The organism is Nocardia cyriacigeorgica, assembly GCF_010868145.1.
Taxonomy (GTDB): domain Bacteria; phylum Actinomycetota; class Actinomycetes; order Mycobacteriales; family Mycobacteriaceae; genus Nocardia; species Nocardia cyriacigeorgica_D.
In genome coordinates, this window is record NZ_JAAGUY010000027.1 from 1 (window position 1) to 22,738 (window position 22,738).

26 protein-coding genes are annotated in these 22,738 nt (G+C 67.2%); 8 read left to right on the top strand and 18 right to left on the bottom strand.

Annotated elements, in window-relative coordinates:
* Positions 1-266: 266 nt before the first annotated feature.
* Positions 267-1,586 carry a hypothetical protein gene (locus GV792_RS29875; protein ID WP_163826584.1) on the top strand — a complete coding sequence of 440 codons (1,320 nt, stop codon included), beginning with the start codon at positions 267-269 and terminating at the stop codon, positions 1,584-1,586.
* 4 nt (positions 1,587-1,590) lie between these two features.
* Positions 1,591-2,373 (top strand): ESX secretion-associated protein EspG, encoded by a 783-nt coding sequence (locus GV792_RS23860; RefSeq protein WP_163826586.1) that lies wholly within the window; start codon positions 1,591-1,593, stop codon positions 2,371-2,373.
* A gap of 126 nt (positions 2,374-2,499) precedes the next feature.
* Here the strand turns inward: GV792_RS23860 and GV792_RS23865 are convergent, their stop codons facing one another.
* Positions 2,500-2,925 carry a DUF4189 domain-containing protein gene (locus tag GV792_RS23865; protein ID WP_163826588.1) on the bottom strand — a complete coding sequence of 142 codons (426 nt, stop codon included), beginning with the start codon at positions 2,923-2,925 and terminating at the stop codon, positions 2,500-2,502.
* 278 nt (positions 2,926-3,203) lie between these two features.
* Between GV792_RS23865 and GV792_RS23870 the strand changes: the two genes are divergently transcribed.
* Together GV792_RS23870 and GV792_RS23875 are read left to right on the top strand one after the other, a co-directional pair.
* Complete coding sequence (locus tag GV792_RS23870; RefSeq protein WP_163826590.1) at positions 3,204-3,647, top strand: DUF4254 domain-containing protein; 444 nt, start codon at positions 3,204-3,206, stop codon at positions 3,645-3,647.
* Positions 3,648-3,851: 204 nt separating this feature from the next.
* Positions 3,852-4,697 (top strand): helix-turn-helix domain-containing protein, encoded by an 846-nt coding sequence (locus tag GV792_RS23875; RefSeq protein ID WP_163826592.1) that lies wholly within the window; start codon positions 3,852-3,854, stop codon positions 4,695-4,697.
* A gap of 91 nt (positions 4,698-4,788) precedes the next feature.
* Here GV792_RS23875 and GV792_RS23880 read toward each other — a convergent pair whose 3' ends face one another.
* Complete coding sequence (locus GV792_RS23880; protein WP_163826594.1) at positions 4,789-5,976, bottom strand: MFS transporter; 1,188 nt, start codon at positions 5,974-5,976, stop codon at positions 4,789-4,791.
* A 174-nt stretch (positions 5,977-6,150) separates the two neighbouring features.
* Complete coding sequence (locus tag GV792_RS23885) at positions 6,151-6,558, bottom strand: winged helix-turn-helix transcriptional regulator (protein ID WP_163826596.1); 408 nt, start codon at positions 6,556-6,558, stop codon at positions 6,151-6,153.
* A gap of 62 nt (positions 6,559-6,620) precedes the next feature.
* Between GV792_RS23885 and GV792_RS23890 the strand changes: the two genes are divergently transcribed.
* Both GV792_RS23890 and GV792_RS23895 read left to right on the top strand, forming a co-directional pair.
* Positions 6,621-7,475, top strand: a complete 855-nt coding sequence (locus GV792_RS23890; RefSeq protein WP_163826598.1) for an NAD(P)H-binding protein — start codon at positions 6,621-6,623, stop codon at positions 7,473-7,475.
* Between the two features lie 52 nt (positions 7,476-7,527).
* Positions 7,528-8,511: a hypothetical protein gene (locus GV792_RS23895; RefSeq protein ID WP_163826600.1), complete on the top strand. Its 984-nt coding sequence runs from the start codon at positions 7,528-7,530 to the stop codon at positions 8,509-8,511.
* Between the two features lie 52 nt (positions 8,512-8,563).
* On the opposite strand, the gene GV792_RS23900 is transcribed toward GV792_RS23895, so the two are convergent.
* Positions 8,564-9,385, bottom strand: coding sequence for a class I SAM-dependent methyltransferase (locus GV792_RS23900; protein ID WP_163826726.1), 822 nt, complete (start codon positions 9,383-9,385; stop codon positions 8,564-8,566).
* 141 nt (positions 9,386-9,526) lie between these two features.
* Entirely contained in the window at positions 9,527-10,132 is a 606-nt protein-coding gene (locus GV792_RS23905; protein ID WP_163826602.1) for a TetR/AcrR family transcriptional regulator, read from the bottom strand.
* A 115-nt stretch (positions 10,133-10,247) separates the two neighbouring features.
* On the opposite strand from GV792_RS23905, the gene GV792_RS23910 reads away from it, so the two are divergent.
* Positions 10,248-10,805 (top strand): dihydrofolate reductase family protein, encoded by a 558-nt coding sequence (locus tag GV792_RS23910; protein ID WP_163826604.1) that lies wholly within the window; start codon positions 10,248-10,250, stop codon positions 10,803-10,805.
* 67 nt (positions 10,806-10,872) lie between these two features.
* Here GV792_RS23910 and GV792_RS23915 read toward each other — a convergent pair whose 3' ends face one another.
* The 6 genes from GV792_RS23915 to zapE form a co-directional block, all read right to left on the bottom strand.
* Entirely contained in the window at positions 10,873-11,328 is a 456-nt protein-coding gene (locus GV792_RS23915) for a hypothetical protein (protein ID WP_163826607.1), read from the bottom strand.
* Positions 11,325-12,599 carry a DUF58 domain-containing protein gene (locus GV792_RS23920; protein ID WP_163826608.1) on the bottom strand — a complete coding sequence of 425 codons (1,275 nt, stop codon included), beginning with the start codon at positions 12,597-12,599 and terminating at the stop codon, positions 11,325-11,327. Before GV792_RS23920 ends, GV792_RS23915 begins: the two co-directional genes overlap by 4 nt.
* On the bottom strand, positions 12,596-13,558 hold the full coding sequence (locus GV792_RS23925; protein ID WP_163826610.1) for an AAA family ATPase: 963 nt from the start codon (positions 13,556-13,558) through the stop codon (positions 12,596-12,598). The genes GV792_RS23920 and GV792_RS23925 overlap by 4 nt, the downstream gene beginning before the upstream one ends.
* 28 nt (positions 13,559-13,586) lie before the next feature.
* Positions 13,587-14,084: a hypothetical protein gene (locus GV792_RS23930; RefSeq protein ID WP_163826612.1), complete on the bottom strand. Its 498-nt coding sequence runs from the start codon at positions 14,082-14,084 to the stop codon at positions 13,587-13,589.
* The gene (locus GV792_RS23935) at positions 14,081-15,004 is read right to left on the bottom strand and encodes a DUF4129 domain-containing protein (RefSeq protein ID WP_163826614.1); all 924 of its coding nucleotides are present in this window, start codon (positions 15,002-15,004) and stop codon (positions 14,081-14,083) included. Before GV792_RS23935 ends, GV792_RS23930 begins: the two co-directional genes overlap by 4 nt.
* 174 nt (positions 15,005-15,178) lie before the next feature.
* The gene (zapE, locus tag GV792_RS23940) at positions 15,179-16,297 is read right to left on the bottom strand and encodes a cell division protein ZapE (protein WP_163826616.1); all 1,119 of its coding nucleotides are present in this window, start codon (positions 16,295-16,297) and stop codon (positions 15,179-15,181) included.
* Positions 16,298-16,442: 145 nt separating this feature from the next.
* On the opposite strand from zapE, the gene GV792_RS23945 reads away from it, so the two are divergent.
* Complete coding sequence (locus GV792_RS23945) at positions 16,443-17,057, top strand: TetR/AcrR family transcriptional regulator (protein ID WP_163826618.1); 615 nt, start codon at positions 16,443-16,445, stop codon at positions 17,055-17,057.
* 44 nt (positions 17,058-17,101) lie between these two features.
* On the opposite strand, the gene GV792_RS23950 is transcribed toward GV792_RS23945, so the two are convergent.
* The 7 genes from GV792_RS23950 to GV792_RS23980 all read right to left on the bottom strand — a co-directional run bounded on the left by GV792_RS23950 (position 17,102) and on the right by GV792_RS23980 (position 22,696).
* Positions 17,102-17,533, bottom strand: a complete 432-nt coding sequence (locus tag GV792_RS23950) for a type II toxin-antitoxin system VapC family toxin (protein WP_175584730.1) — start codon at positions 17,531-17,533, stop codon at positions 17,102-17,104.
* Entirely contained in the window at positions 17,499-17,777 is a 279-nt protein-coding gene (locus tag GV792_RS23955; protein WP_163826620.1) for a type II toxin-antitoxin system Phd/YefM family antitoxin, read from the bottom strand. The genes GV792_RS23950 and GV792_RS23955 overlap by 35 nt, the downstream gene beginning before the upstream one ends.
* Before the next feature lie 130 nt (positions 17,778-17,907).
* Entirely contained in the window at positions 17,908-19,089 is a 1,182-nt protein-coding gene (locus GV792_RS23960; protein ID WP_163826622.1) for a lipid-transfer protein, read from the bottom strand.
* Positions 19,090-19,515: a MaoC family dehydratase gene (locus GV792_RS23965; protein WP_163826624.1), complete on the bottom strand. Its 426-nt coding sequence runs from the start codon at positions 19,513-19,515 to the stop codon at positions 19,090-19,092.
* Positions 19,512-20,462, bottom strand: coding sequence for a bifunctional MaoC family dehydratase N-terminal/OB-fold nucleic acid binding domain-containing protein (locus GV792_RS23970; RefSeq protein ID WP_163826626.1), 951 nt, complete (start codon positions 20,460-20,462; stop codon positions 19,512-19,514). The genes GV792_RS23965 and GV792_RS23970 overlap by 4 nt, the downstream gene beginning before the upstream one ends.
* A 24-nt stretch (positions 20,463-20,486) precedes the next feature.
* Positions 20,487-21,650, bottom strand: a complete 1,164-nt coding sequence (locus tag GV792_RS23975) for an acyl-CoA dehydrogenase family protein (protein ID WP_163826628.1) — start codon at positions 21,648-21,650, stop codon at positions 20,487-20,489.
* Positions 21,635-22,696: an acyl-CoA dehydrogenase family protein gene (locus GV792_RS23980; RefSeq protein WP_163826631.1), complete on the bottom strand. Its 1,062-nt coding sequence runs from the start codon at positions 22,694-22,696 to the stop codon at positions 21,635-21,637. The genes GV792_RS23975 and GV792_RS23980 overlap by 16 nt, the downstream gene beginning before the upstream one ends.
* Positions 22,697-22,738: the final 42 nt, after the last annotated feature.

Genomic DNA, 22,738 nt, shown 5'->3' on the forward strand with positions numbered 1-22,738 from the left:
ACGGCCCGCCCCCACCCCCAACAACCCCCGGCTGCTCGGGTGGTGACCCACCTCGCACACCTTGCGCTCCCCCGAGGACCTACGACCTGTGCGACATCGCCACACCATGTGCGAGGCCATATACCTAGCCCTGGGCTTCAGTGCCGAAAGCCTGTGTGCCAGGCCCGTAGCCATATGTGTTGATACCGGTACGCCGTGGGCCACTAGAGGGGGCGCACGCTGGTTGGTAGCGTGTATCGACCAAGGCACTATCAGGGCGGGGTGGGATGAGCGACGACTACGAGGAGTACCGGCGCAAGGTCATCGATGCGCAGCGTCAGTGGAACTACGACCGGTCGGCGATCTATTTCGCGCAGGCATTTGTCGCTTCGAAATTCGATGGCCAATACGAGGATCCACGGATCAAAAGTCCGGATGATTACGACACTCTGACTCTCGCCCAAATGGTGGAGAAGGTCAACGGCATGAAGCCGGAGCTGGTCGAGGCTGCGGGGACGGCTTGGATGCAGATCAGCAAAGACATCAAGGACGCGGCCGCCGCGTTCAACACCGAGTTCCAGAAGACTGTCGGCGGCGAGGGCAAGAACCCGGCTTGGGGTGGTGCTTCCGGCGCGAAGGCTGTCGAGGCCGTGAATAACTACGCGGAACGCACCGAACCCCTCGGCACTGCCGCCCACCTGATCGGCATCAAGCTGAACGAAATGGTGACCGGCCTGCATCAGACCAAAGCCCTGATGCCCACCGCCGAACCGCCGAAAGACCTGGACGGCAAGGTTCTCCCGCCCGACGGGATCATGAAGGAAGGCGACTACACCACCGAGGAAGCCGAGGACGAGGGTCGGCGCATTCTGCGCACCGTCTACGGGCAGGTCGCGAATCAGACCGACCACAACGTCCCGGTGCTTCCCGCCGCGCCGAAGGTCGTGGATGACGGTGGTGGCCAGCCCTACGTTCCGCCCGGCACCGGCGGCGGCGGTGACGACAACAGCGGCGGTGGCGGCGGAACCGGCGGGGAGAACGGCGGCGGTACCACTTCCGGCGAAACCGGCGGCGAGGAGACCGGCGGCGAGACGACCACGGAATCGGACGACCCAAGCACAACTGCGGCCGGGACCGATACGCAGAGCACGCCCCAAACCACCAGCACACCAACGGATACGAGTAAGGCCGCGACCACCGGTTCGACCGGCTCGCCCACCGGCACCGGGTATGTCCCTGGCGGGTCGGGGCGTTCGGGTGGAGGTTCCGGGTTCCCCGGGCGCGGCGGCGGAACCGGCGGCGGGTCGTCCAGCGGCGGCGGCACCCCTGGCGCGGGGCGCAGCCTGCCCGGCGGTGGTACGCCACAGGGCGCATCGACACCCGCTGCGGCGTCGGCCGGGAAGTCCGGCGCGGCCGGGGCCGGTCGGATGGGCGGTATGCCGATGGGCGGTATGGGTGCCCCTGGGCGCGGTGGCGGTCAGGATGACGAGAAGTCGGGGCAGTCGGCGATCAAGGAGTACCTGATCACGCAGCAGAACGGCGACGAGCTCACCGGGTTGGATTCGATGCCGAAGACGGTGCCGCCGGTGCTTGGCGCCGAAGGGTGATCCGATGAGCGAATGGCGTTTCACCGGACTGCAATTCCAGATCCTCTGGTCCGCTTACGGTTCCGATCGGCTCCCTTATCCGCTGCGGTATCGGCCGGTCGCGGACAGCTTCGAGGATCTGCGGAGGCAGCGTGAGGCGGCGGTGGCGCAGCTGCTGGACGGGTTCTACTCGGTCGAGCTGATGCGGGTGCTCGAGGTGTTGCGCGAACCCGAAGCGCGGGTGGAGATCAAGGGGTTCGGCGAGAAAGGGTCGGGGACGACCTACCGGTTCCACGGTGCGGTGAACGGTTACTCCGGTGCCGCGCTGGTGCAGCTGGCGGGGACCTCCGATGACATCGGTGGTGACGTCATCGTCCGTGGTTGTGCTGCCGATGACCTTGCGGCGCAGGCGCTCGCCGCACTGCCGACCGCGCAGGCGGGGACCGCGCCGCCGGTGGAGGTGCGGCGCGAAGATCTGAATGCGGACCGCTCACGGTATGTGCGCAGCCAGGGCGAAGCCAGCCTCACCCAGCAGTTGGACCGGGTGTTCAAACGCACCCGCAAGGCGTTCGGCGAGGTCATGGTGTTCCCCGGGGCCGCCGTCGATTCCAGGCCCGCGTTCGGGCGCAGCTTCTGGTGGATGGACTACGAGGACGGGCGCTACTACGTCAAAACCGGTGATCCGATCATCGCGAAACCGGCGAGTCCGGCGGCGCTCGGCAATGAGATCGGCCGGCTGATCTCGATCACCCAGCGGTTCTATCGGGAAGACCGCGACCACGACGAATACCTGCGGTCGCGCCGATAAGGCTGCTCAGCGGGGCGCGGACAGGGCGCCCATCGATCACGACCCGAGCGGGCCGCCGGTATCACCGCGATCTCATATGCGGCGAGCCCGGACCCAACCGGGTCCGGGCTCGCCGATGTACGCCTGTCAGCGGGCGTTGGCGGTGCAGACGACCTCGACAACCTTGGCGCCACTCAGGTCGGCCGAGCCGACGTTGGCCAGCAGCGCGGTCGGGTGGACCTCCGCGAGCTTCCGGAAGGCGGCCTGCTCGGCCTGTTCCCGGTTCGCGCCGGACGCCGCGGCCACACCTTCCTTGTTCTCCACCAGCGCACCGCAGCCGTTGGCCCAGGAAATCAATACCTGGCAGTCGGACTGGCCACAGTTGGCGAGCGCCGCGCCGCGCGCAGCCTCGTCACTGGCCTCGTCGACACTCACGCCGTACAGCACGGTCTGGCCACTGAACGCGATCGCCGCGTACTGCCCCGCCGCACTCGCCGAGCCCGCGCCGAGCACCGACCCGGCCGCAAGGCCGAACGCCACCATGGAAAAGCCGACCTTGTTCATCACGCTCATCGATTGTTCTTTCCGCTCGAACAAACCTCCGGAACCGGAGTCGCAGTATCTTTACAACTTTCTGAGAAGTTGGCAATTCATATCCCGAATTCTCCACACACCGGTATCATCTCGGCCCTGTTTAGTTCCGATCCGCTGTGCTACCGCTGTGGTACCGGCCGGTCACCGACAGCTTCGAGGATCACGCAGACACCCTGCAGCGGGCATCGACCAGGGAATACGCGCAAGGCTCGGCACATCGCGGTTCGGTCTCGACCGAAGCGTGTTTCGTTGGCGCGGTGTCGAATCACCCTCTGCCCGAGAAACATCGACTCCTGCACGCCTGCCGCACCCAGATGTACACCGACCATCCGATGCTGCGACTGGCATATCAGCTGACCGCATTGCACGAACGCCGGCTGTGCGGCTCGCGCGAGACGATCGGCGACCGGGAGGCAATCGACGATATCGATACCGAACGGCGACGGCTGGTCCGCGATATCGACAGCTGGGTCACCGCCCAACTGCCACCGACCCCCGGCTCCGCCCGGCTGCACACCGAAACCCTCGGCGCGATCGTCGACCGACTGGCGCGATACACCGCCGACGCCTACGCGGCCCTCGCGGACGCGTCGAACGACCTCGGCGACGCCTGGGAACGGCTGGCCGAACTCGCCGTGGGTTACGACGACCTCGCGTCGGAACTGGTGGCCGGGCGGCGGCGGCTACCGGGGGCGCCATAGCGGCCAGCCAGATGCGCCGCCGCATGCCGGAAGGGTCCGCGTTACGCCGAACCATGTTGCACAGCCATGCGATTTAATCGGTGCGTCTCGCTCAACAACTCCGGCGCCCTGGTCGGGAAGGGCCGACGAGGGTGCGTCGGCGACCGCCCGGCTAATGCCGGACACCCTTGGTACCGTATTTCGGCAAGAGTTTCGGTATGAGGGATGGGCACGTTGGCGCAGGTCGATGCGGGTCGCGGCGGGCTGGAGGATGTGCTGGCCGGACTCCAGTGGCGGTTCGCCGGGCGGGATGTGTTCACGCTAGCGGCCGGACAATTGGTGTATCCGGGCGGCGAGTCGAGTGCGCTTGTCGTGACCGAAGGGCTCGTTCGCGTCGAAGGCCTCGGTGACGCAGACGATCTGACGCACGGGGATTTCCTGTTCGTGCCGTGCGCGCGGCGGTATGCGGTCAACGCGCTGTCGGAGGCGACGGTGCTGTGTGTGCGGCTCGCGCCGGTCGGGTCCGGTAGCGCCATGGACGCGCTGCCGTCGCGGGTGCTGCTGACCGATTTCGTGCAGCACGCGCCCCTGGCCGCGACCATGATGCAGCACCTCGTGGAGCAGTGCCCGGACCCGGAAGGGGTGCAAGGTGATCGGGTCGCCACCTTGATGGCGTCGATGGCGATCGAATCCTGGCATGCGCGCGGATGCGCACCGAAACGGTGGCTGTTGCGGGTGAACGAGCCGGGAGTGGCGCGGGCGGTGGCGGCCATGCACGCCGATCCAGGGCAGGAGTGGACCGTCGAGGCGCTGGCCCGCGTCGCGTTGGCCTCGCGGTCGGGATTCGCCGCACGATTCCAGGCCGCGACCGGGCTCACGCCGGGGCGCTATCTGACGCGACTGCGGATCGAGCGGGCGCAGCGCTTCCTGATCGAGCAGGACGCCGCGATCGGCACCGTCGCTCGACGCCTCGGCTACTCGTCGGAGACCGCATTCGGCCGGGCATTTCGCAGGCATACGGGCCACACCCCGTCCGAATGGCGGCGTGCGGCCCGTGTGCCCACGGTGTGATCGGTTTATGTGAGGCGGCGCGGCTCAGCGGGCCGTCCTCGGACCGAGTAACGGCGTGCGGAGCGCGTGCCCACGGCGTAGGCGGGATGCGTCAGGCGGCACGGCTCAGCGACCGCCGGAGCGCGACCCCGCCGAGCAATGCCGCCGCGGCGGCGAGAACGAAGGTCGCGGTCGGGCCGAGACCGTCCACCCCACGCCCACCGATCGCGGAACCCGCGATGATCGCGAGCTGGAAACCGCCGACCACCAGACCACTTCCGGCCTCCATCCGATCCGGCAGCACCCGCGACACCCACACCTGCACCAGGTTGAGGATGCCACCGAACGCACCTCCCCAGAGGATCACCGCGACATAGGCGAGCGGCGCGAGCGCAGCAGAAGCGATGATCGCGACCAGCGACAGCCCGATCGCCACCGGAACCGCCACCAGCAGAATGCCCAGGTGTCGATCAGCGAGCGACCCCAGCACGAAATTGCCGATCAAGCCGCCGACACCGAACAGGGCGAGCAGCACGGCGATCGCGGTGGGACCTGCGCCGAGCAGCTCATCGAGAGCCGGACGGATGTAGGTGTAGCCGGCGAAATGCCCGCCGATGACCGCGACCAAGCCGACCAGCCCCAGCATCACGCCCGGCGCCCGCACCGCGCCAGCCATCGCCGACCAGCCAACTCCCTGCGTCGGCGTGATCGGCGGCAACGCCACCCGCACCGCGACCGCCGCCACCACCGACAGCACCGCAGCGACCACGAACACCACGCGCCATCCGGCATAGGTGCCCAACAACACGCCGAGCGGCACACCGGCCACCGTCGCGACCGTCGTCCCCGCATTCACGATCATCATCGCCTTGCCGAGCCGAGCGGCGGGCACCAGCTGCGCCGCGATCACCAGCGCCATCGACCAATATCCGCCGACCGCAACGCCGAGCAGCAACCGCGCGATCAGCAGCAGCACGATATTCGGCGCGAGTGCCACCACGATGTTCGATACGGCGGCAGCGATGGTGAGCGCCACCAGCAGCGTGCGGCGATCGAGGCGCGGGAACAGCGAACCCAGACCGAGGGCGGCCAGCAGCGCGGTCAGTGCCGTCGCGCTCACCGAAAGCCCGACCACGCCCTCCTGCACACGCAGATCGTTCGCGAGCGCGGTCAGCACCCCTGGAGGTAGGAATTCGGCCGTCACGAGGGTGAAGCTGCCGAGGAACATGGTGAGCAGGGCCGGCCAGGCCCGGCGGATGGACTCGGGTGCCGAAGTTGTGGCGGTGAGCGTTGTCGTCATGCCAGATGCAACAGCCGCGCCGCGGCCCGCACGCGCCCCAAACGCCAGGGCAGTCGACTCAAACGCCAAGGGTTCGGCGCGCGAGTGGACCTGGCTGCGGGGCTCTCGGTCAATGCCGCAGTCGTCTGCCGCTCGGCCGGGTCGTACGGGCGGCACTGGTGCGGCGCGGTCGGATCAGCTGCGCGGGTTCGAGCCTGACGTCGAGCCCGATTGGAACTCCACGATCGCCTCGGCGTTGGTCGCCACCCAGCCCAGCAGCCCACGGAGTCGCTCCGCGGCTTCCTCGCCCATCGGGGTGAGGGTGTAGGTAACGCTCGGTGGGGAGGTGGGTTCGACGCTGCGTTCGGTGAGGCCGAATTCGGTGAAGCTGCGCAGGTTCTGCGACAGCATCTTCTCGCTGATGCCGCCGATGCGGTCGCGCAGGACGTGGAAGCGCAAGGGGCCGTCGCACAGGGCCGACAGAATCAGGACGCCCCAGCGGCTGGTCAGCTTGTCGAGGACGGTGCGGGCCGGGCAGTCGCTGTCGAATACGTCACTGCGGGCCGGAGCGGCACCCGTGCCTGCCCGGAAACCTACCTCCATGGCATGAGCTTACCTTCAGGTAGGGCCTTACCGATCGTAAGCTTCCTGCGTACGTTCGGCGCATGACGCGAACACAGCGAGTTCTGGTGATCGGGGCGACCGGGCACGTCGGTGGGCAGGTCGTTGCGCAGCTCGCGCCGACCGGGGTGGCCGTGCGGGCGCTGGTCCGCGATCCGGCCGCGGCATCACTGCCGGCAGGAGTCGAGATCGCGCACGGTGATCTGGGTAGCCCGGACACTCTGGCCGCGGCGCTGGACCGGGTGGACTCGGTGTACATGACGTGGCCGATGCTGTCCGCCGACGTCGCCGATTCGGTCGTGGAGGTGATCGCGGAGCACGCGCGGCGCATCGTGCTGCTGTCATCGGCCGCGGTGCGCGACGACCTCGTCGAGCAGGACAACCCGATCGGCCGGGCGCACGCGATCATCGAAAAGCCCCTCAGGGAATCCGGCCTGGAATGGACTTTCCTGCGACCGCATGGCTTCGCGACCCTCACCCTCGAGTGGGCGCCGCGGATCCGCACCGGCACTGTTGTGCGCGGGGCGTACGGGGCGGCGGCGATGACCCTGCTGCACGAGGCGGATATCGCTGCCGTCGCGGTGCGGGCGCTGACCAGCGACGGGCATGCCGGAGCGCGCTACGAGCTGACCGGTCCAGCGCCGCTGAGCAGAGTCGAGCAGGTCACGGCTATCGGTGCGGCACTGGGGCGTCCACTGGAGTGGGAGCAGATCACGCCCGCACAGGCCAAGTCGGAAATGGAGTGGATCGCACCGGAATACGCGGACATGATTCTCGATGGGCTCGCGTCGATGGTCGAGGCACCAGGGCAGCCGACCTCGACGGTGCGGGACGTCACCGGATCGCCTGCGCGGACATACGCGCAGTGGGTCGACGACCATATCGCGGACTTCCGCTGAGCGGACGGCCGATGCACATGCCATGATCGTCGGATGACACCGAGAAAGGCCCATGGCGCCTAACCGCCCGCTGACGCTCGCGGCGGAACTCCCCGAGCGATATGGCGAATTCGATGTTCTCGCTTCGACTATCGACCATCAAGGTCGGTTGGTCGCATTGCTCGTGGATCCCCGGCGACATACCGCGCCTGGACAGCATTGGCGTCTGCCGGTTGTGCGCTATGACGCGGTCGCCGTGATCTGCGACGGACGCGCTGTTCACGAGATCGCGCTGCGGGATCTCGATCAATGGTTCTCCGAGATCGATACCGTCGGCGACGGTGTCGTGATCGCCGCTGCACGCTGCCATCCCGTCGACATCGACTACGAACGGTGGCTGGATTCGATTCCCGAGGAAGAGTTCCGGCTACCGGCGAACCTGCGGATATTCGATGCCGATGGGAAGGCGTTGGCGGCGTTCTACATCGGGGACGCGATCGAGCAGCTCATGAGCGATCCCTACGGCCGCATCTGGACCGGGTACTTCGACGAATCGAGCTACTGGGCACCCAACCCGGACGGCACCCGCTCGCACGTATCCATGCCCGGCCTCGCCCGCTGGGACAGCTCCGGTACACCGTGGTTCGCGCCGCCGCACACGCCGGGTGTGGTGTGGATGGACTGCTATGCGATGAATGTCGGGCGGGACAGCGTCTACGCCTGCCCGTACACCGACTTCCCGCTGGTCGAGATCGATTCCTCGGACACGGCCGTCGTGACACCGAATCCCGTCACGCGATGCGGCGGCCTCGCCGTCTCGGGCCCCGACCTCGCGTTCCTGGACCAGCGGCGCGACGGGGAAGGGTATCGCTGGGAAATCCGGCGGGCGTCCCGGGGGAACGGGACCATCACCGAAACCACCCGCGAGCCTCTGCTCCTCCCGGGCGGGCGGCAGCCCAACGGGTGGGCGCGCGGAAAGATCGGGCGCGACGAGACGCTGTGGATGCGCGAGGACGGGGACGAGCGGCGGTGGTACCGCTACGAACTCGAGGGGTAGACGCATCCCATCTGGCGAGCTATTCGTTGCCGGGTCAGACACCCGGTAATGACTAAGACCTGCGGGCGGTGAGTAGCAGGTACTCCCATTCCATCCGGCCGTTCGTATCGCGGAAGCGGTCGGCGACGTCGTCCAGCGCCTGGTCGAGGGCGGCCACACGATCGGGATCGTTCGCGAGGCTCTGATAGACCGCGATGGTCGGGCCGTAATGCGACTTGAAGTATTCACGGAAAGTGGTCCGGTCCGAGAAGGCGTCGACCAGGACGGCCTGCCGGACAGCCACGACATCACGCACCCGATCACCGAGGAGACCGCGAACGTGATCCTCGTTTCCCCACAGTGGCGGCGGTTGCGCGCCGGGCGGCGGAGGTGGGGCGTAGGGCTTCATGGTGGCGAACATCTGGCCGATGAAGCCTTCCGGCGTCCAGTTGATCAGGGCGATAGTGCCGCCCTGGCGGCAGACCCGGGTCAGTTCGTCGGCGGCGGCCTGGTGGTGCGGGGCGAACATGACACCGACTGCGGACACGACGGCATCGAACTCACCGTCGGCGAACGGCAACGCCTCCGCATCGGCCTCCCGCCACTCGAGCTCGGCGCCGCTGCGTGCGGCCAGGCGCTGCCCGGCGGCGAGCAGATCCGGAGTGAGGTCACTGGCGACGACCCGCGCACCGGCGAGCGCCGCCGGAATCGCCACATTCCCGGAACCGGCAGCGACGTCGAGTACCCGATCACCCGGCCCGACCCCGCTGGCCTGCACCAATGTCGGTCCCAGGTCGGAGATGATCTCCGTCGCGACCGCGGTGTAGTCGCCGAGGGCCCACATTTTGCGGTGCTTGGTCTTCAGCTCGCGGTCTGCGGTGATGTGCTCATTCATGTCCTTCTCCCATCCGATGATGGTTTCCAGCATCTCGCTACCACCGCCGCAGTTCCAGACCCCGCCGGAAACCATCACCTGGTTATGGCCAGGCTCGATCCGTCGCGGTAGTCGACGCGGGCGGTGATCAGGACTATGGCGTCAGGCCCTGTTGGTCGAAGAGGGATCGGCGATAGCCGCGAGGGCGGCGTCGATGACGTCGTCGAGGCGATGGGGATCGAGTTCTGCCCGTGCGGTCACGTGCAGGCCGGTCATCAAGGCGACGAGTAGCCGCGCCTGTGTTGCGCAGTCGATGTCGGCGCGGACCTCGCCGGATCGCTGGGCCCGGCGCAGGGCCGTCTCGATGCCCTGTTCCAAGGCTTGCAGGCCCGAGTGGACCAGTTCACGAGCCTGCTCATCATTCGGCAGGAGCTCTATCGCCGAGTTGCCGAGCATGCAGCCGCGACCGGGGGTGACGGCGGCGGCATCCAGCACAGCTTCCAGCAGGGCGCGGACGGCGTGAAGTGGTGAGCCCCCTGCGATGAGCTCGGCGGCGGCGCGCGAATCATCGACGTAGTCGCGGAGCGCACGCAGGAACAAGTCGTGCTTGCTGCCGAGGGCGCTGTGCAGGCTGCCAGGGAGTACGCCGAGCTCATCGGCCAGCTCGCGCATGGACGTCGCCGCGTAGCCGCGGCGCCAGAAGAGTTCTTTCGCCCCTCTGACGACTGCTTTTTCGTCGAAGCCGCGGGGACGACCGGTCCGTGTCACATGGTCGAGCCTACTACTTATTGACTGTGCGACCAAAAACTGCGAAGGTCTTTTTGGTCACCCAATCAATAAATCCGCCGCGGGGCGATCTCGCGGCAAGTGAAGGAGCACACCGATGCGGGACATCTTCTTGCACATCAACGTCTCGTTGGACGGCTACATCTGCGATGCGGCGGGCGATATCGACTGGGCCTTCGCCGACGCGGAGTTCCAGCAGTACCTCGACGACCTACTCGGATCCATCGACGGAATGATCTTCGGCCGGGTCGCCTACGAACAGCTCGCCGCCTATTGGCCGACCGCCGGGGACGAGGCGACGGCCACGCAGCGGAAAATGATGCACGAGCTGCCCAAATTCGTGCTGTCGCGGACGTTGAAATCCACCGACTGGCACAACTCGCACCTGCTCGGCGCGGACCCGTTCGCGGCAATTCGTGAGCTCGCGCAGCAGCCGGGACGGCCCATCGCGTTGTTCGCCGGCGGGTCCGCCGCCACAGCCCTACTCGAAGCGGGTCTGCTCGATGAACTCCGACTCGTGCTCAACCCCGTCCTGCTCGGCGGAGGCACCCGTCTGTTCGATGGCAGTTACCCGAAGACGAACTGGTCGTCGACCGAGACTCGCCAATTCGCCGGAGGCGCCACACTACTCAGGTACGAGCGAGCGAACCGATGATCGGTGGGAGGTCCCGGCAGACCAGTCGGCCCACGTAGTCCTCTGCCCCGAATCCCCGGATTTCCGCTCACCTGGCGGCGATTCGGGGTTCGGTCCCGTTGGCCGAGCGGCGGGCGAGGCTGTGGATGAGCAGGCTGAACAGCAGGATCACCAGAATCGGGGCGGCTATCGGTGCCCACGCTTGGTGGTAAGGGAGGAGGGCCGCGGCTGCGGCGATGACGGTGAAAGCGACGGCGCCGGTCACCGAGGGGATCGTCGTCGGAACCACGCCTACCGGAGCGGTGACAGTGGCGGTGTTGAGCAGGTAGGCGGTAGCCACCAGACCTGTTGCGGCGGCGGCGAGTACACCGGAATCGGCCAAGGCGAGGACGCCGACGGCGAGCAGGACGGCGGCGACGGCGGCGGGGCGGAACCACCAGCCCGCGGCGACAAGGGCCATGGCCGGCACACCCGCCCATGGCGTCATCAGAGTGATCGAGCCGATCAGCAGGACACCGGAAAGGACGGCGAGGAAACGGATCATCGGCGCACCCGGACGGTTCGGCGGTGCTGGGGAAGCAGACGCATGATCTGGTCCAAACGGGTGTCTTCCGGCCACGACACGATGTCGACGCCGACCGTGCCCATATCGCGGTACATGGTGGCGCGCTCGAGCTGCCACATCCTGGCCAGCGTCGGATCGAGGCCCTCGGCGAACGGGGTACCGCGCAGCACATCCACCACCACTACGACATGGCCGCGTTTGCGCAGGTCGATCAGGGCGAGCGCGAACTGGGTGTCGAGCAGGGTGGAGAAGGCGATGATGATCGCACCCAACGGAACCGCGGCGTGCGGGGCCAGGGTGCCGGTGGTGGGGATGTGTTCGTCGCCGACATCGAGGACGGTATCGACGATGCGGTAGAACTGCCGGCGCCCGATATCGGGGCGCAGCCAGCGCGGATCCTGGCCGAGGCAGACGACGGCGGTGCGGTCGCCGGCCTGCAACGTCGACTGCACCACCTGCGCGGCGCCGCGTACCGACAGCTCCAGCGAATCGGTCGCCGGGCCCGGCGCCTGTAGCGAAGTATCGATCAGCACCACGACATCGGCGGACCGGTTCGTGAATCGCTCGGTGACATAGAGGCGGCCCCGGCGCGCGCTCACCGCCCAGTTCACGGTCCGCAACTGATCACCCGGCGCATAGGCGCGAATATCCGCGTACTCGACACCGGGGCCGTGCTTGCGGGTCAAGTGCACGCCGAGACGTTCGGGGAGTTCCGTGCGCGGCAACCGCATTCGCTGCGGATCGGTGATCGGATAGACGAACAGCTCCCCTGCGGGCCGACGCACCGTCGCCACGGCGAGACCGGCCGGACTCAATGCCGATACCCGCACACCTACCGGATAACGCCCCCACCGCTTCGCCGATAACGCCAACCGCAACCCGGCCGGCGCCGCACCGGAATCGCTGGCCTCCTCGACGAGGGTCTCCAACCCCGGAGTCGGCTCCGGGGTGCACCGCAGCAGGGCATGACCTTCCTCGACGAACGCGGCGACCGTCAGCACCACGTCCTCGGTCTCGAAGCAGCGCTGCGTCGGGCCGCCATCGATCTGGATGCGAGTACGCGACTGCTGCCACGGCGCGGTCGCGAGCACCCCGAGCAACGGCGCCGCGAACACTACGAGCTGCCAGCTGTTCGCCGCGATCGCCAGCACCAGCGCGATCGCAGCGCATCCCGCCAGCATGTAAACCAATGGTGCTGGGCGCCACTGTAATTCAGCCTCGAGCGCGGTGCTCGAGTCGCGATGCCTCATGGCGTGGCAGCTCGCGGGACAGGCAGGCGACGCAGCAGTTCGGAGATCACATCCTCGCCCCGGATCCGGCGCACCCACATCTCCGGACGCAGCGTGATCCGGTGCGCCATGGCCGGAATCGCCAGCGCCTTCACGTCCTCGGGTATGACGTAGTCGCGGCCGAGCAGCAGCGCACGCGCCCGCGACATCTGCACCAGATCCAGTTCCGCGCGCGGACTCGCACCCACCTCCACCTGCGGATGCCCACGAGTGGCTGTCGCGAGCGCGACGACATAGCCAACCACATCGGGATGCACGGTGACGAACTCGACCGAATGGCGCATCTCCATCAGCCCGTTCGCATCCACCACCTGGCCCACCTTGGGCTCGGTCGCGCCGCGTTCGAGCCTGCGCCGGATCATCTGGGTTTCGTCCCGCTCGGACAGATAGCCCAACTGCAGTTTCATCGCGAATCGGTCCAGCTGCGCCTCCGGCAGCGGATAGGTGCCCTCGTACTCGATGGGGTTGTCGGTGGCGAGCACGATGAACGGCTGTGGCAGCGGGAAGGTTTCACCGTCGATGCTGACCTGCCCCTCGGCCATCGCTTCCAGCAGCGCGGCCTGAGTCTTCGGCGGGGTCCGGTTGATCTCGTCGGCCAGCAGCATATGGGTGAACACCGGGCCGCGACGGAAGGTGAAGCGTCCGGTGGACATGTCGTAGATGGTCGACCCGAGCAGGTCCGCGGGCAGCAGATCCGGTGTGAACTGCACCCTGGCGAAGTCGAGACCGAGCGCGGCGGCGAACGATCTGGCGATGAGCGTCTTGCCGAGGCCGGGCAGGTCCTCGATCAGCACGTGCCCACCCGAGAGCACCGCGATCAAAATGAGCTGCAACTCGTCTCGTTTGCCGACCACGACACGGGATAACTCCCGTAACACGGCCTCACTGCGTTGGACGGTCACGTCCAAAGGCATGGTCATTTGTCTACCCGCACTTGCTCAACCCGTTTCACATTCTCTGCAGGCGGCGCAGGATCTCGTCCAGCGCCTCCCGTCCCGGTGCGCGACCGACCTGATCGCGCAGTTCCGAGTTCGCCGGATCCACCCAACACCACAGTTCGGGACCGAACTGGTGGATTCCGGCGGCCTCGATCGCCTTGCGGTTCTTGGCGACCCGCACTCCGGCCGACAATTCGAACTCCTTGGCCAACAGGGGACGTAGGTAGCGGTCCCAGTCCGCGCGGGTGCCGTCCGCGCGGTCGGCGAGCATCTGGGCCCTGGCATGCCAACGGTGCAACATTTCGGCGGGACCGTTCTCGATGTCGTCGGGCAGGTCGACCTCGCGCGGACCCGAACGCCCAAGCAGCGACCACACCAACCAGGCCAACGCGACGGCCACCGGAACACCGGCCGCGGCGAGCATCGCCTCGCGGGCACGGCCGAGGGTGACCAGTTCGATCACGATCACGACAAGCACCGCGGCAATGACCATGCCGAGCCGCGTCATGAGCGCACCACCTCCCCCTGGAGATCGGCGAGCACGATGCGCAGCAACTGTTCGGCACGCATGCGCTGCCATTCGAGCATCGAATGCGGGCTGAACCTGGCCTCCTCGAACAGCGCGACCAACTCCCGTGCCGACGCATCGTGCAGGGCGCCGCGCTCGAACGCGCGGGCCAACACCTCCATCGGAGTGTCAGAAGCCAGCGGTGCGGCCGAGCGGGCCGCGGACAGGCCGCGTTCCATGGCGACATAGCAGGCGATGATCGCCGTACGTGGGTCCTGACCGGGCGCGCTCATCGCGGCCAGGCCCATTTCCGCGGCGCGGGCGAGGGAATCAGCGGCCGTTTCCACGGCGGGAGCAAGCGGTTCGGGTTCGGGTCCGGGCTTGCGGCGGGTGGTTATCGCGACCACCACCAGCCCGGCGATGGCCACGACGACGAGGGTGACGGCGGCGATGATGGCGAGGACCAGGGCCGTGCCCGCCAGTTCGGCGGGTTCGGTCGCGGTGGACGGATCCGCCGGTGGCGTTTCGCCGGAGTTTGTCGGTGTGGCGGTGGTGCCTGTCGGGGGTGCGACGGTGGATTCGGTCTCGGGCTGCAGGCCGACGAAGAAGATCGCCGAGGTGATCGCGAACAACAGCGCCACCGCCGCGATCATGGCGAGCACGATCAGCCCTGCCCGGCCCAGACGCCAGGGTTGGCGGTCGGTATCCGGATCGGGTTCGGGCATGGCGAGCGGCAGACGATGCTGGCTGGCGATGACGCCTGCGAGCAGGATGACGATCGAGACCGTCAGCAGGACCGGCATGAGCGCAACGGCGAGCGCGGACGGAGCCGAAGGACCGTCCTCGGATTCGGTGAGGCCGGGCAGATAGCCGCGCAACGCTATGACGGCGCAGACGAGCAGCGTGATCACGACGATCACGCGCGATATCGGCGCTCGCGACCCGACCACTGCGTTACCCCATACCTGTGTACTGCCCAAAACAGCCACATAGTTACATGCCGAACGGTCCGCTCGGGAGGGAATCGATTACTTCGGAGTACGTCCGTTTTAAGCGCCTCGTCCCAGGTCGGAGTGGGGGCGCCGGTCATCGACTCAGCTAACCGACAGCGACCGCCGCGTTTGTGACAACTCACCAAGCCTGCTCGCCGCCCTGGCGATATCGGGGACGCTGTGTGCACCGTCGACAAGATCGGCGACAGGGGCGTCCGCGTAGACGGTGAGGGGCCGATCGGCGTCGTAGAGGACGTCGACCAGGTTCACCAGACGCATCGCCCAATCGGGTGGGACCTCACGCAGCAGCGGGACGCCGAGGAGGGTCCAGGTGTGGAAGCGCTCGGCCAGGTGGACGTAGTCGGCGGCGGAGGTCGGGGTGGCGCACAGGTCGGCGAAATCGACGGTGATGGCGTCGGCGTCGGCCGATCGGGCACGGATCGTCCGGTTACCCACCGCGACCTCGATCCGCGGATCCGAATCGGTCGTCTCGACGACCTCGCGCGCTCGCGCTCTGCCGCCCCAGTCGGCCGCTTCGGCCGAGGTTCGGTCCAACCTGTTCCCCCGCGAGCTCGGCGGCTCGGGCCGCGCGCCATTCGGTCCGGTCGAGCTCGCAGGACAACCGCCGAGCCAGTCGGAGACCGGGTCCGGGCCGACGATGTAGCGACCCGCCCGGAATCCGGTGGCGGCGCCGCCGGTGATGGTGCGGTAATCGAGCGGTCCGTCCAGGGTGAGCACGTCGAGTTCGGCGACGATGCGGTCGATGGTTGGGACGAAGTGGTCGTGGAACAGGGGGTTCGGGAGCAGTTCGGACGGTGCGTAGTTCGAGGTGACGACGAGCGTGAGATGGCGGGCGAACAGAGCGTCGAGCATGCGGGTGATGAGCATGGCGTCGCCGATGTCGTGCACGTGGAATTCGTCGAAGCACACCAGCCGGGCCTTGCCGAGCAGGGTGTCGATGGCGGTGTCGATAGAGCCGCTGGCATGCACCTCGGTATGCAGTGCCGCGAAGAAGGTGTGGAAGTGGAAGCGGCGCTCGAGATTCGAATCGACGGTGGCGAAGAAGCGGTCCATCACCATGGTCTTTCCGCGGCCGGGGCGTCCGTGCAGGTAGACCCCGCGATGACGTTTCAGCGGGCGGCGGCGCCGATCCAGCAGACCGTCCAACCAGGTGGCCGCTCGTCGTTGATCGGCATCCAGCCGGATCGAATTCGCTTCCATCACGCCTCCCATTTCCTCTACATTTGTAGAGTAGCGGGTCGAGAAGCCCGGCAAGAGTTACCTTGACCACTGCACCCGCGACGGCCGCATGCGGTTCCAGCACCGCACCTCGGAGACGGCACACAACGAAGACAGAAGGGCGACGATGTCCAGCACAGATCGGCGCATGCTCATCGTCGACGCCGCAATCGAACTGGTCGCCGCCCAGGGCATTCGCGCGCTGACACACCGCGCCATCGATACCGCGATGGCGCTGGCCCCCGGTTCCACCTCGTATTACTTCCGCACGAAACGCGCGCTGCTCGAGGCGATGGTCACCCACATCACCGAAGTCACTCGCGCCGATTTCGCCACCACGTTCACCGAGCTCCCGCCGACGGACCGCCCGCGTGAAGTTGTGCTGAACGACATCGCCGAGGGTGTCGGCACCTGGCTGGACCGCATGCTGGCCCACCGCCGCGCCCATCTGGTGGTCCGCTACGCCCTCACCATCGAACTGAGCGCCGACCCCGAACTCCACAGCCGCCTCGTCGGCAGCCTCTTCTCCCAGCCCCGCGCCCGCGAACTGTTCGAGCACCTGGACGCCGAGGAACCCGACACAACCGCCGCCGACTTCATCGCCGTCATCGAGGGCGCGACCTTCGACCGCCTCGCCGGAGCGCGGGCTGCCCTGCCGGCGGGCACACCCGCCAGTACCGCTCAGTTGACCGGCCTGCTCGCGGCCTACCTTCGCGGCGCGCTACCGGGCCGATCACCCTGACACTCCGGAATCCGGCCGATTGACACACCACGGGACGGCCGGGCTCACACTTCGACGACGTCGACCATGCTCTCCAACCCCCTGAAGTCGGCACCATTACGTGTGTACAGCGCGAGGCCACGAGCCGACGCGGTCGCCGCGATGAGAAGGTCCATTCGGCGCGGCATCGGATTGCGGCCCGCGGCGATGGTCAAAGCCACCAGAGTCCCGTATCGAGTCGCCGCAGACTCATCGAACGGAAGCGGGTCGAACTCGACAATGGCCGCCGCCAACTGCTCGGTTCGGATTGCCCGCGAGGATGCGTCACGCGCCATGGCGACACCCTGTTGCAGCTCCGCCAGAGTGATCGCGGTGATCTCGGGCAGCACCGGCAGTACATCGGGATCCAGCACGCCGAGGTCCAGATATGTGCAGGTATCGAGGACACCCGTTTCCCGGCGGTCAGCCACGCGAGCGCTGCCACGGGTCGTCGTCATCGACGCGATCCTCGGTCCCGAAGAATTCGTCCGCCTCTTGCCGCATGGCCGCATAGTCGACACGCGGCAATCGCCGATGCCGCGCAACCAGCTCATGTGCCGTTATCCGCCGCCGTCGAGCGACCGGCCGCACCTCGGCCACCTCGACCCCATTGCGGGTCACCACATACGTTTCACCGGCCTCGACCGCGTCCATAACAGCAGCCGAGTTGTTCCGTAGCTCACGCTGGGTGATCGTCTTCATCCCACCAGTGTAGCCACGTGTAGCACACCGGGCTACATGTGGCGGAACCACTGGGCCGCCAGTGACTCGGTCACCGGAGCGGTACCCAGTCGCGGCGATCGACGGCCACGCCGGGTACCGCACTGACAACTCAGTTGGCGGACAACACCAACCCCGAGGTCGGGACGCCCGTGCCCGCGGTGACCACAATGTTGGTCAGGTCGTCGACTTGGTTGACGGAGGTGCCACGAATCTGGCGGACGGCTTCGGCGATGCCGTTCATTCCGTGGATGTAGGCCTCACCGAGCTGGCCGCCGTGGGTGTTGAGGGGCAGGCGGCCGCCTAGTTCGATGGCGCCGTCGGCGATGAAGTCCTTGGCTTCGCCGCGGGCGCAGAAACCGAGCTCCTCCAGCTGCATCAGCACGAACGGGGTGAAGTGGTCGTAGAGGATGGCAGCCTGCATGTCCTCCGGACGCAGGCCGCTCTGCGACCACAGTTGGTCGCCGACCAGGCCCATTTCCGGGAGTCCGGTCATGGCATCGCGGTAGTAGCTGGTCATGACGTACTGGTCGGCGCCGCTGCCCTGGGCGGCAGCGGTGATGACGGCCGCGCGGTTGGGCAGATCCTTGGCCCGCTCCACACTCGTCACCACGATGGCCACGCCACCGTCGGACTCCTGGCAGCAGTCCAGCAGATGCAGTGGTTCGGCGATCCAGCGCGAATTCTGGTGATCCTCTAGCGTGATCGGCTTGCCGTAGAAGAAGGCATCCGGATTCACCGCGGCATGCTTACGGTCGGCGACGGCGACGCGGCCGAAATCGGCACTGGTGGCGCCATATACGTGCATATACCGGCGCGCGACCATGGCGACCTGCGCGGCAGGCGTGCCGAGCCCCTGCGGGTACGACCAGCCCGCATCCACACCCGATGAGGTGGGCGCGGCCGCCAACGCGGTGGAGAACTGACCGAACCGCGACTCCGACCGCTCGTTGAACGCCCGGTACGCCACAACGACATCCGCCACACCGGTGGCCACGGCCATGGCGGCCTGCTGCACCGTCGCACACGCCGCACCGCCGCCATAACCGATGTGGCTGAAGAACTTCAGCTGCGGAATACCCACCGCACGCGCGACCGCGGCCTGGGTGTTGGTGTCCATGGTGAAGGTGGTCAGGCCGTCGACATCGGCCGGTGTGAGCCCGGCGTCGGCGAGTGCCGCGGTGACCGCCTCGGCGGCCAGCCGAAGTTCGCTGCGGCCGGAGTTCTTGGAGAAGTCGGTGGCGCCGATACCCACGATCGCCGCCCGGCCCGACAGGGCCGACTGTGCACTCATCTAGGCACCTGCTTCCGAAGGCCGAATGGCGATAACAGTGGTGGCGACGATGTGGTCACCGAGGCTGTCGCGCCCGGTGACGGCGATGTGGATGTCGTCGCCCTCGATGGCGGTCACCTTGCCGGTGAGGGTGAGGGTGTCGCCCGCGTAGAGCGGCACACCGAGGCGCAGCGCGATCTTCTTCACGACCGTGCGCGGGCCCGACCAATCGGTGACGAAGCGCTGCACCAGACCGGTATCGGTGAGGATATTGACGAATATGTCCTTGGAGCCGCGCTCGACCGCCTTGTCACGGTCGTGGTGCACATCCTGGAAATCCCTTGTGGCAAGAGCGGAGCTGATGACGAAGGTGGGGTCCGCGTGGATCACCAGCTCCGGCAATTCGGTACCGACCGCGATGGTGGCCGGTTCGATGGTGGCGGTCATGCGTCGATCACCTTCCAGAACGGCAGGGCCGTCTCGTCGTCGAGTTTCTCGAAGTCCACCTGCACCGGCAGCCCGACCTCGACCTTGTCGGGGTCGATCCCGCGGAGCTCACCGAGCATGCGCACGCCTTCGTCCAATTCGACGAGCGCCACCACGAACGGCAGCTGCCTGCCTGGCACCTTCGGTGCGTGATGCACGACGTAGCTGAACACCGTGCCGCGGCCCGAGGCGACCCGATAGCCGGTCGGTTCGGACTTGTCCTGCCAGATCGCTGGGATCGGCGGATGCCGCAAAGTGCCATCGGGCAGCTGCTGGATCCGCAGCTCGCCCACCAAGGTTCCGGCCCAGAAGAATTCGGTATCCCGCGAGACCAGTGGCCGCACCCGGTTGGCGGTGTCGGGCTCCGGCTCCTTGGCGTGGGTACCGGTGCCGGGCGCGAACTTCAGCATGCGGAACAGCATTTCGGTGACCAGCTCGTCACCGACGTACCAGCGCGTCTGGAAGGTGATGAACCAGCCCTCGCCGAGCCCGGTGCGCTTGGGCCCGGTGATATCGGTGAGCGCACTGGTGACGGTGACCCGCTCCCCCGGCACCAGGTACCGGTGATAGGTCTGCTCACAGTTGGTGCCGACGATCGAAGTGAAACCTGCCTCGTCGAGCAGCTCGATGGTGGCGTTCATCGGGTCATCGGCGGCACGCTGACCGTGCAAGCCGGGCATGGTCCACACCTGCGCCATCGCGGGCGGGGCGACGATGCCCGCGAAACCCGCAGCGCGGGCGGCCTCCTCGTCGGCGTAGATCGGGTTGTTGTCGCCGATCGCCTCCAGCCAGTTGTTGATCATCGGCTGGTTCACCGGGTCGCGGCCCGCGCGATGCGAGGACTCGCCCGTCGCGATGATCCGCTCGCCGGCCGCGGTGATCTGTTCCGGAGTGAGTGTTTCCGGCACGCGCTGCTCCTTTGTTCTCGTTGGCTATCTCGGCACGCGCGGCAGGCGCAGACCGGCGGAGGCGACGAGTTCACGCATGACCTCGTTGACGCCGCCACCGAAGGTGACGACCAGGTTCTGTTTGGTGCGCCGGTCCAGCCAGGTCAGCAGTTCGGCGGTGGCCGGTTCGGCGGGATCTCCGTAGCGGCCGACGATCTCCTCCACCAGCCGCCCCGCTTCCTGGAGCGATTCGGTGGAGTAGATCTTGGTGGCGGAAGCGTCCGCGATGACCTGGGATTCATCGCCGCTGCCGTGGGTGGCGGCGACCTGCCAGTTCAACAGTTCATTCAGCCGCACCATGGCGTGGATGCGGCCGAGGGAGCGTCGGATGTCGGGCTCGTCGAGCAGGCCGAGCGGGCGAGCCCACTGGACGACCTTGTCGTAGAGCTGCTCGATCTTGCCGGACGGTCCGAGGCTGACCCGCTCGTGGTTGAGCTGGGTCGTGATCAGCTTCCAGCCCCGATTCTCCTCGCCGACCAGCATGTTCGCCGGGACGCGGACACTGTCGAAATAGGTGGCGTTGGTGTGGTGGGCGCCGTCACAGGTGATGATCGGCGTCCAGGAGTAGCCGGGGTCCTTGGTGTCGGCGATCAGGATCGTGATGCCGCGATGGCGTGATTCCACCGATCCGGTGCGGCAGGCCAGCCAGACGTAGTCGGCCTCATGCGCGCCGGTGGTGAAGATCTTCTGCCCGTTGACGATCCAATCGCCTGACTCGTCACGCACCGCGCTGGTGCGCAACGACGCCAGATCGGTACCGGCCTCCGGTTCGGAGTAGCCGATGGCGAAATGGATGTCACCGGACAGGATGCCGGGCAGGAACTTCTGCTTCTGTTCCTCGGTACCGAACTGCTGCAACGTCGGGCCGACGGTCAGCAGAGTGACCAGCGGCAACGGCACATCGGCACGGACGGCCTCGTTGAAGAAGATCTGCTGCTCGACCGGGCCGAAACCCTGGCCGCCGTACTCCTTTGGCCAGCCGACACCGAGCCAGCCATCGCGGCCCATCCGGCGCACCACCTCGCGGTAGGCGTCGCCGTGCCGGTTCACCGCCATGGCGGCTTCTTCTTCCGGGGTGACGAGATCGGCGAAGTAGGAACGCAATTCGTCGCGCAGCCGCCGCTGCTCGACGGTCAGATCGATGAACATCTGGCCCCCAATCGGTCGAGGCGCAGGGACTCCCCGCCCAGCCAGCGGGCGATGTCTTTGGCCTGGGAGTAGTAACGGTGCATCGAATGCGTCACGTCGACGCCGATACCACCGTGCAGGTGATGGCACTTCTGCATGACGCGCGGCAGTTCCGCGGCCACGGTGTAGGCGAGTACATCCAGATCGTCGTCGATCCTTGACTCGTGTTCGGGACTCGGTTCTTCCTGAGCCAGCGCCCAGTTCGCGGAGACGGCGGCGGCATGCAGGGTGCGCGAAACCACGTAGATGTCCGCGATCTGCTGGGCCACCGCCTGGAACTCCGCCAGCGGCCTGCCGAACTGCTGACGAGTGCGCACATGCTCGGCGGTGAGCTTCAGCGCGCCATCCAGCAGGCCGTCGGCGACGGCTCCGATCGAGGCCAGCGCCGACCGATGCAGATCGGCGAGACCCTCGGGCAGCAACCAATCGGCCGGAATCTCGACCGAATCGAACCGCAGGGTGAATTCGGGCATCGCCCCGGAGACCGGTGATGCGGTGCGGGTGATGCCGTCCGCACCGGAATCCACCACGGCCACACCGGCATCGGTGGGCACCAGGATCCAGCGCGCCTGCTCGGCGTAGGGCACACCGACCTTGTGACCGGTGATGCGCACCTTGCCGCCATCGGCGACGGCCTCGGTCTCCGGCTTCGTCGTGAAGGGGGCACCCGGCTCGTGTAAGGCCGCCGTCAGGATGGCGCCCTCCGCAACCGCGGGGAACACCGCCTCCGCCACCGAATCCGGTGCACCGAGCAAGGCGAGCACGCCGAACCCGAAGGTCGGCAAGGCAGGCACCGCGACGGCGTCGGTGGCCAGTTCGGTCAGCAGCACCGAAACCGCGGCCACGCCCATCTCGTCACCACCGAAACGCTCCGGCAGGGCCACCGCGGGCAGCCCGGTATCCACCAGGGGCTGCCACAATTCGACGTCGCGTGCCGATTCACGCTCCAGCAAACTCACGACGACCTCGGCCACGGCGTCCTGGGCCTCGTCTCTGGTGAAGTCCACGCTTATCTCCAGTCGTTCGTACTCGAAGCCCAAGGCCACATG

Excerpts from the sequence above, each read along its gene's own strand:
- GV792_RS29875 (WP_163826584.1), top strand. The coding sequence starts at position 267 with ATGAGCGACGACTACGAGGAGTACCGGCGCAAGGTCATCGATGCGCAG.
- GV792_RS23860 (WP_163826586.1), top strand. The coding sequence starts at position 1,591 with ATGAGCGAATGGCGTTTCACCGGACTGCAATTCCAGATCCTCTGGTCC.
- GV792_RS23865 (WP_163826588.1), bottom strand. The coding sequence starts at position 2,925 with ATGAGCGTGATGAACAAGGTCGGCTTTTCCATGGTGGCGTTCGGCCTT.
- GV792_RS23875 (WP_163826592.1), top strand. The coding sequence starts at position 3,852 with ATGGGCACGTTGGCGCAGGTCGATGCGGGTCGCGGCGGGCTGGAGGAT.
- GV792_RS23880 (WP_163826594.1), bottom strand. The coding sequence starts at position 5,976 with ATGACGACAACGCTCACCGCCACAACTTCGGCACCCGAGTCCATCCGC.
- GV792_RS23885 (WP_163826596.1), bottom strand. The coding sequence starts at position 6,558 with ATGGAGGTAGGTTTCCGGGCAGGCACGGGTGCCGCTCCGGCCCGCAGT.
- GV792_RS23890 (WP_163826598.1), top strand. The coding sequence starts at position 6,621 with ATGACGCGAACACAGCGAGTTCTGGTGATCGGGGCGACCGGGCACGTC.
- GV792_RS23895 (WP_163826600.1), top strand. The coding sequence starts at position 7,528 with ATGGCGCCTAACCGCCCGCTGACGCTCGCGGCGGAACTCCCCGAGCGA.
- GV792_RS23900 (WP_163826726.1), bottom strand. The coding sequence starts at position 9,385 with ATGAATGAGCACATCACCGCAGACCGCGAGCTGAAGACCAAGCACCGC.
- GV792_RS23910 (WP_163826604.1), top strand. The coding sequence starts at position 10,248 with ATGCGGGACATCTTCTTGCACATCAACGTCTCGTTGGACGGCTACATC.
- GV792_RS23915 (WP_163826607.1), bottom strand. The coding sequence starts at position 11,328 with ATGATCCGTTTCCTCGCCGTCCTTTCCGGTGTCCTGCTGATCGGCTCG.
- GV792_RS23920 (WP_163826608.1), bottom strand. The coding sequence starts at position 12,599 with ATGAGGCATCGCGACTCGAGCACCGCGCTCGAGGCTGAATTACAGTGG.
- GV792_RS23925 (WP_163826610.1), bottom strand. The coding sequence starts at position 13,558 with ATGACCATGCCTTTGGACGTGACCGTCCAACGCAGTGAGGCCGTGTTA.
- GV792_RS23930 (WP_163826612.1), bottom strand. The coding sequence starts at position 14,084 with ATGACGCGGCTCGGCATGGTCATTGCCGCGGTGCTTGTCGTGATCGTG.
- zapE (WP_163826616.1), bottom strand. The coding sequence starts at position 16,297 with ATGGAAGCGAATTCGATCCGGCTGGATGCCGATCAACGACGAGCGGCC.
- GV792_RS23945 (WP_163826618.1), top strand. The coding sequence starts at position 16,443 with ATGTCCAGCACAGATCGGCGCATGCTCATCGTCGACGCCGCAATCGAA.
- GV792_RS23950 (WP_175584730.1), bottom strand. The coding sequence starts at position 17,533 with ATGACGACGACCCGTGGCAGCGCTCGCGTGGCTGACCGCCGGGAAACG.
- GV792_RS23955 (WP_163826620.1), bottom strand. The coding sequence starts at position 17,777 with ATGAAGACGATCACCCAGCGTGAGCTACGGAACAACTCGGCTGCTGTT.
- GV792_RS23960 (WP_163826622.1), bottom strand. The coding sequence starts at position 19,089 with ATGAGTGCACAGTCGGCCCTGTCGGGCCGGGCGGCGATCGTGGGTATC.
- GV792_RS23965 (WP_163826624.1), bottom strand. The coding sequence starts at position 19,515 with ATGACCGCCACCATCGAACCGGCCACCATCGCGGTCGGTACCGAATTG.
- GV792_RS23975 (WP_163826628.1), bottom strand. The coding sequence starts at position 21,650 with ATGTTCATCGATCTGACCGTCGAGCAGCGGCGGCTGCGCGACGAATTG.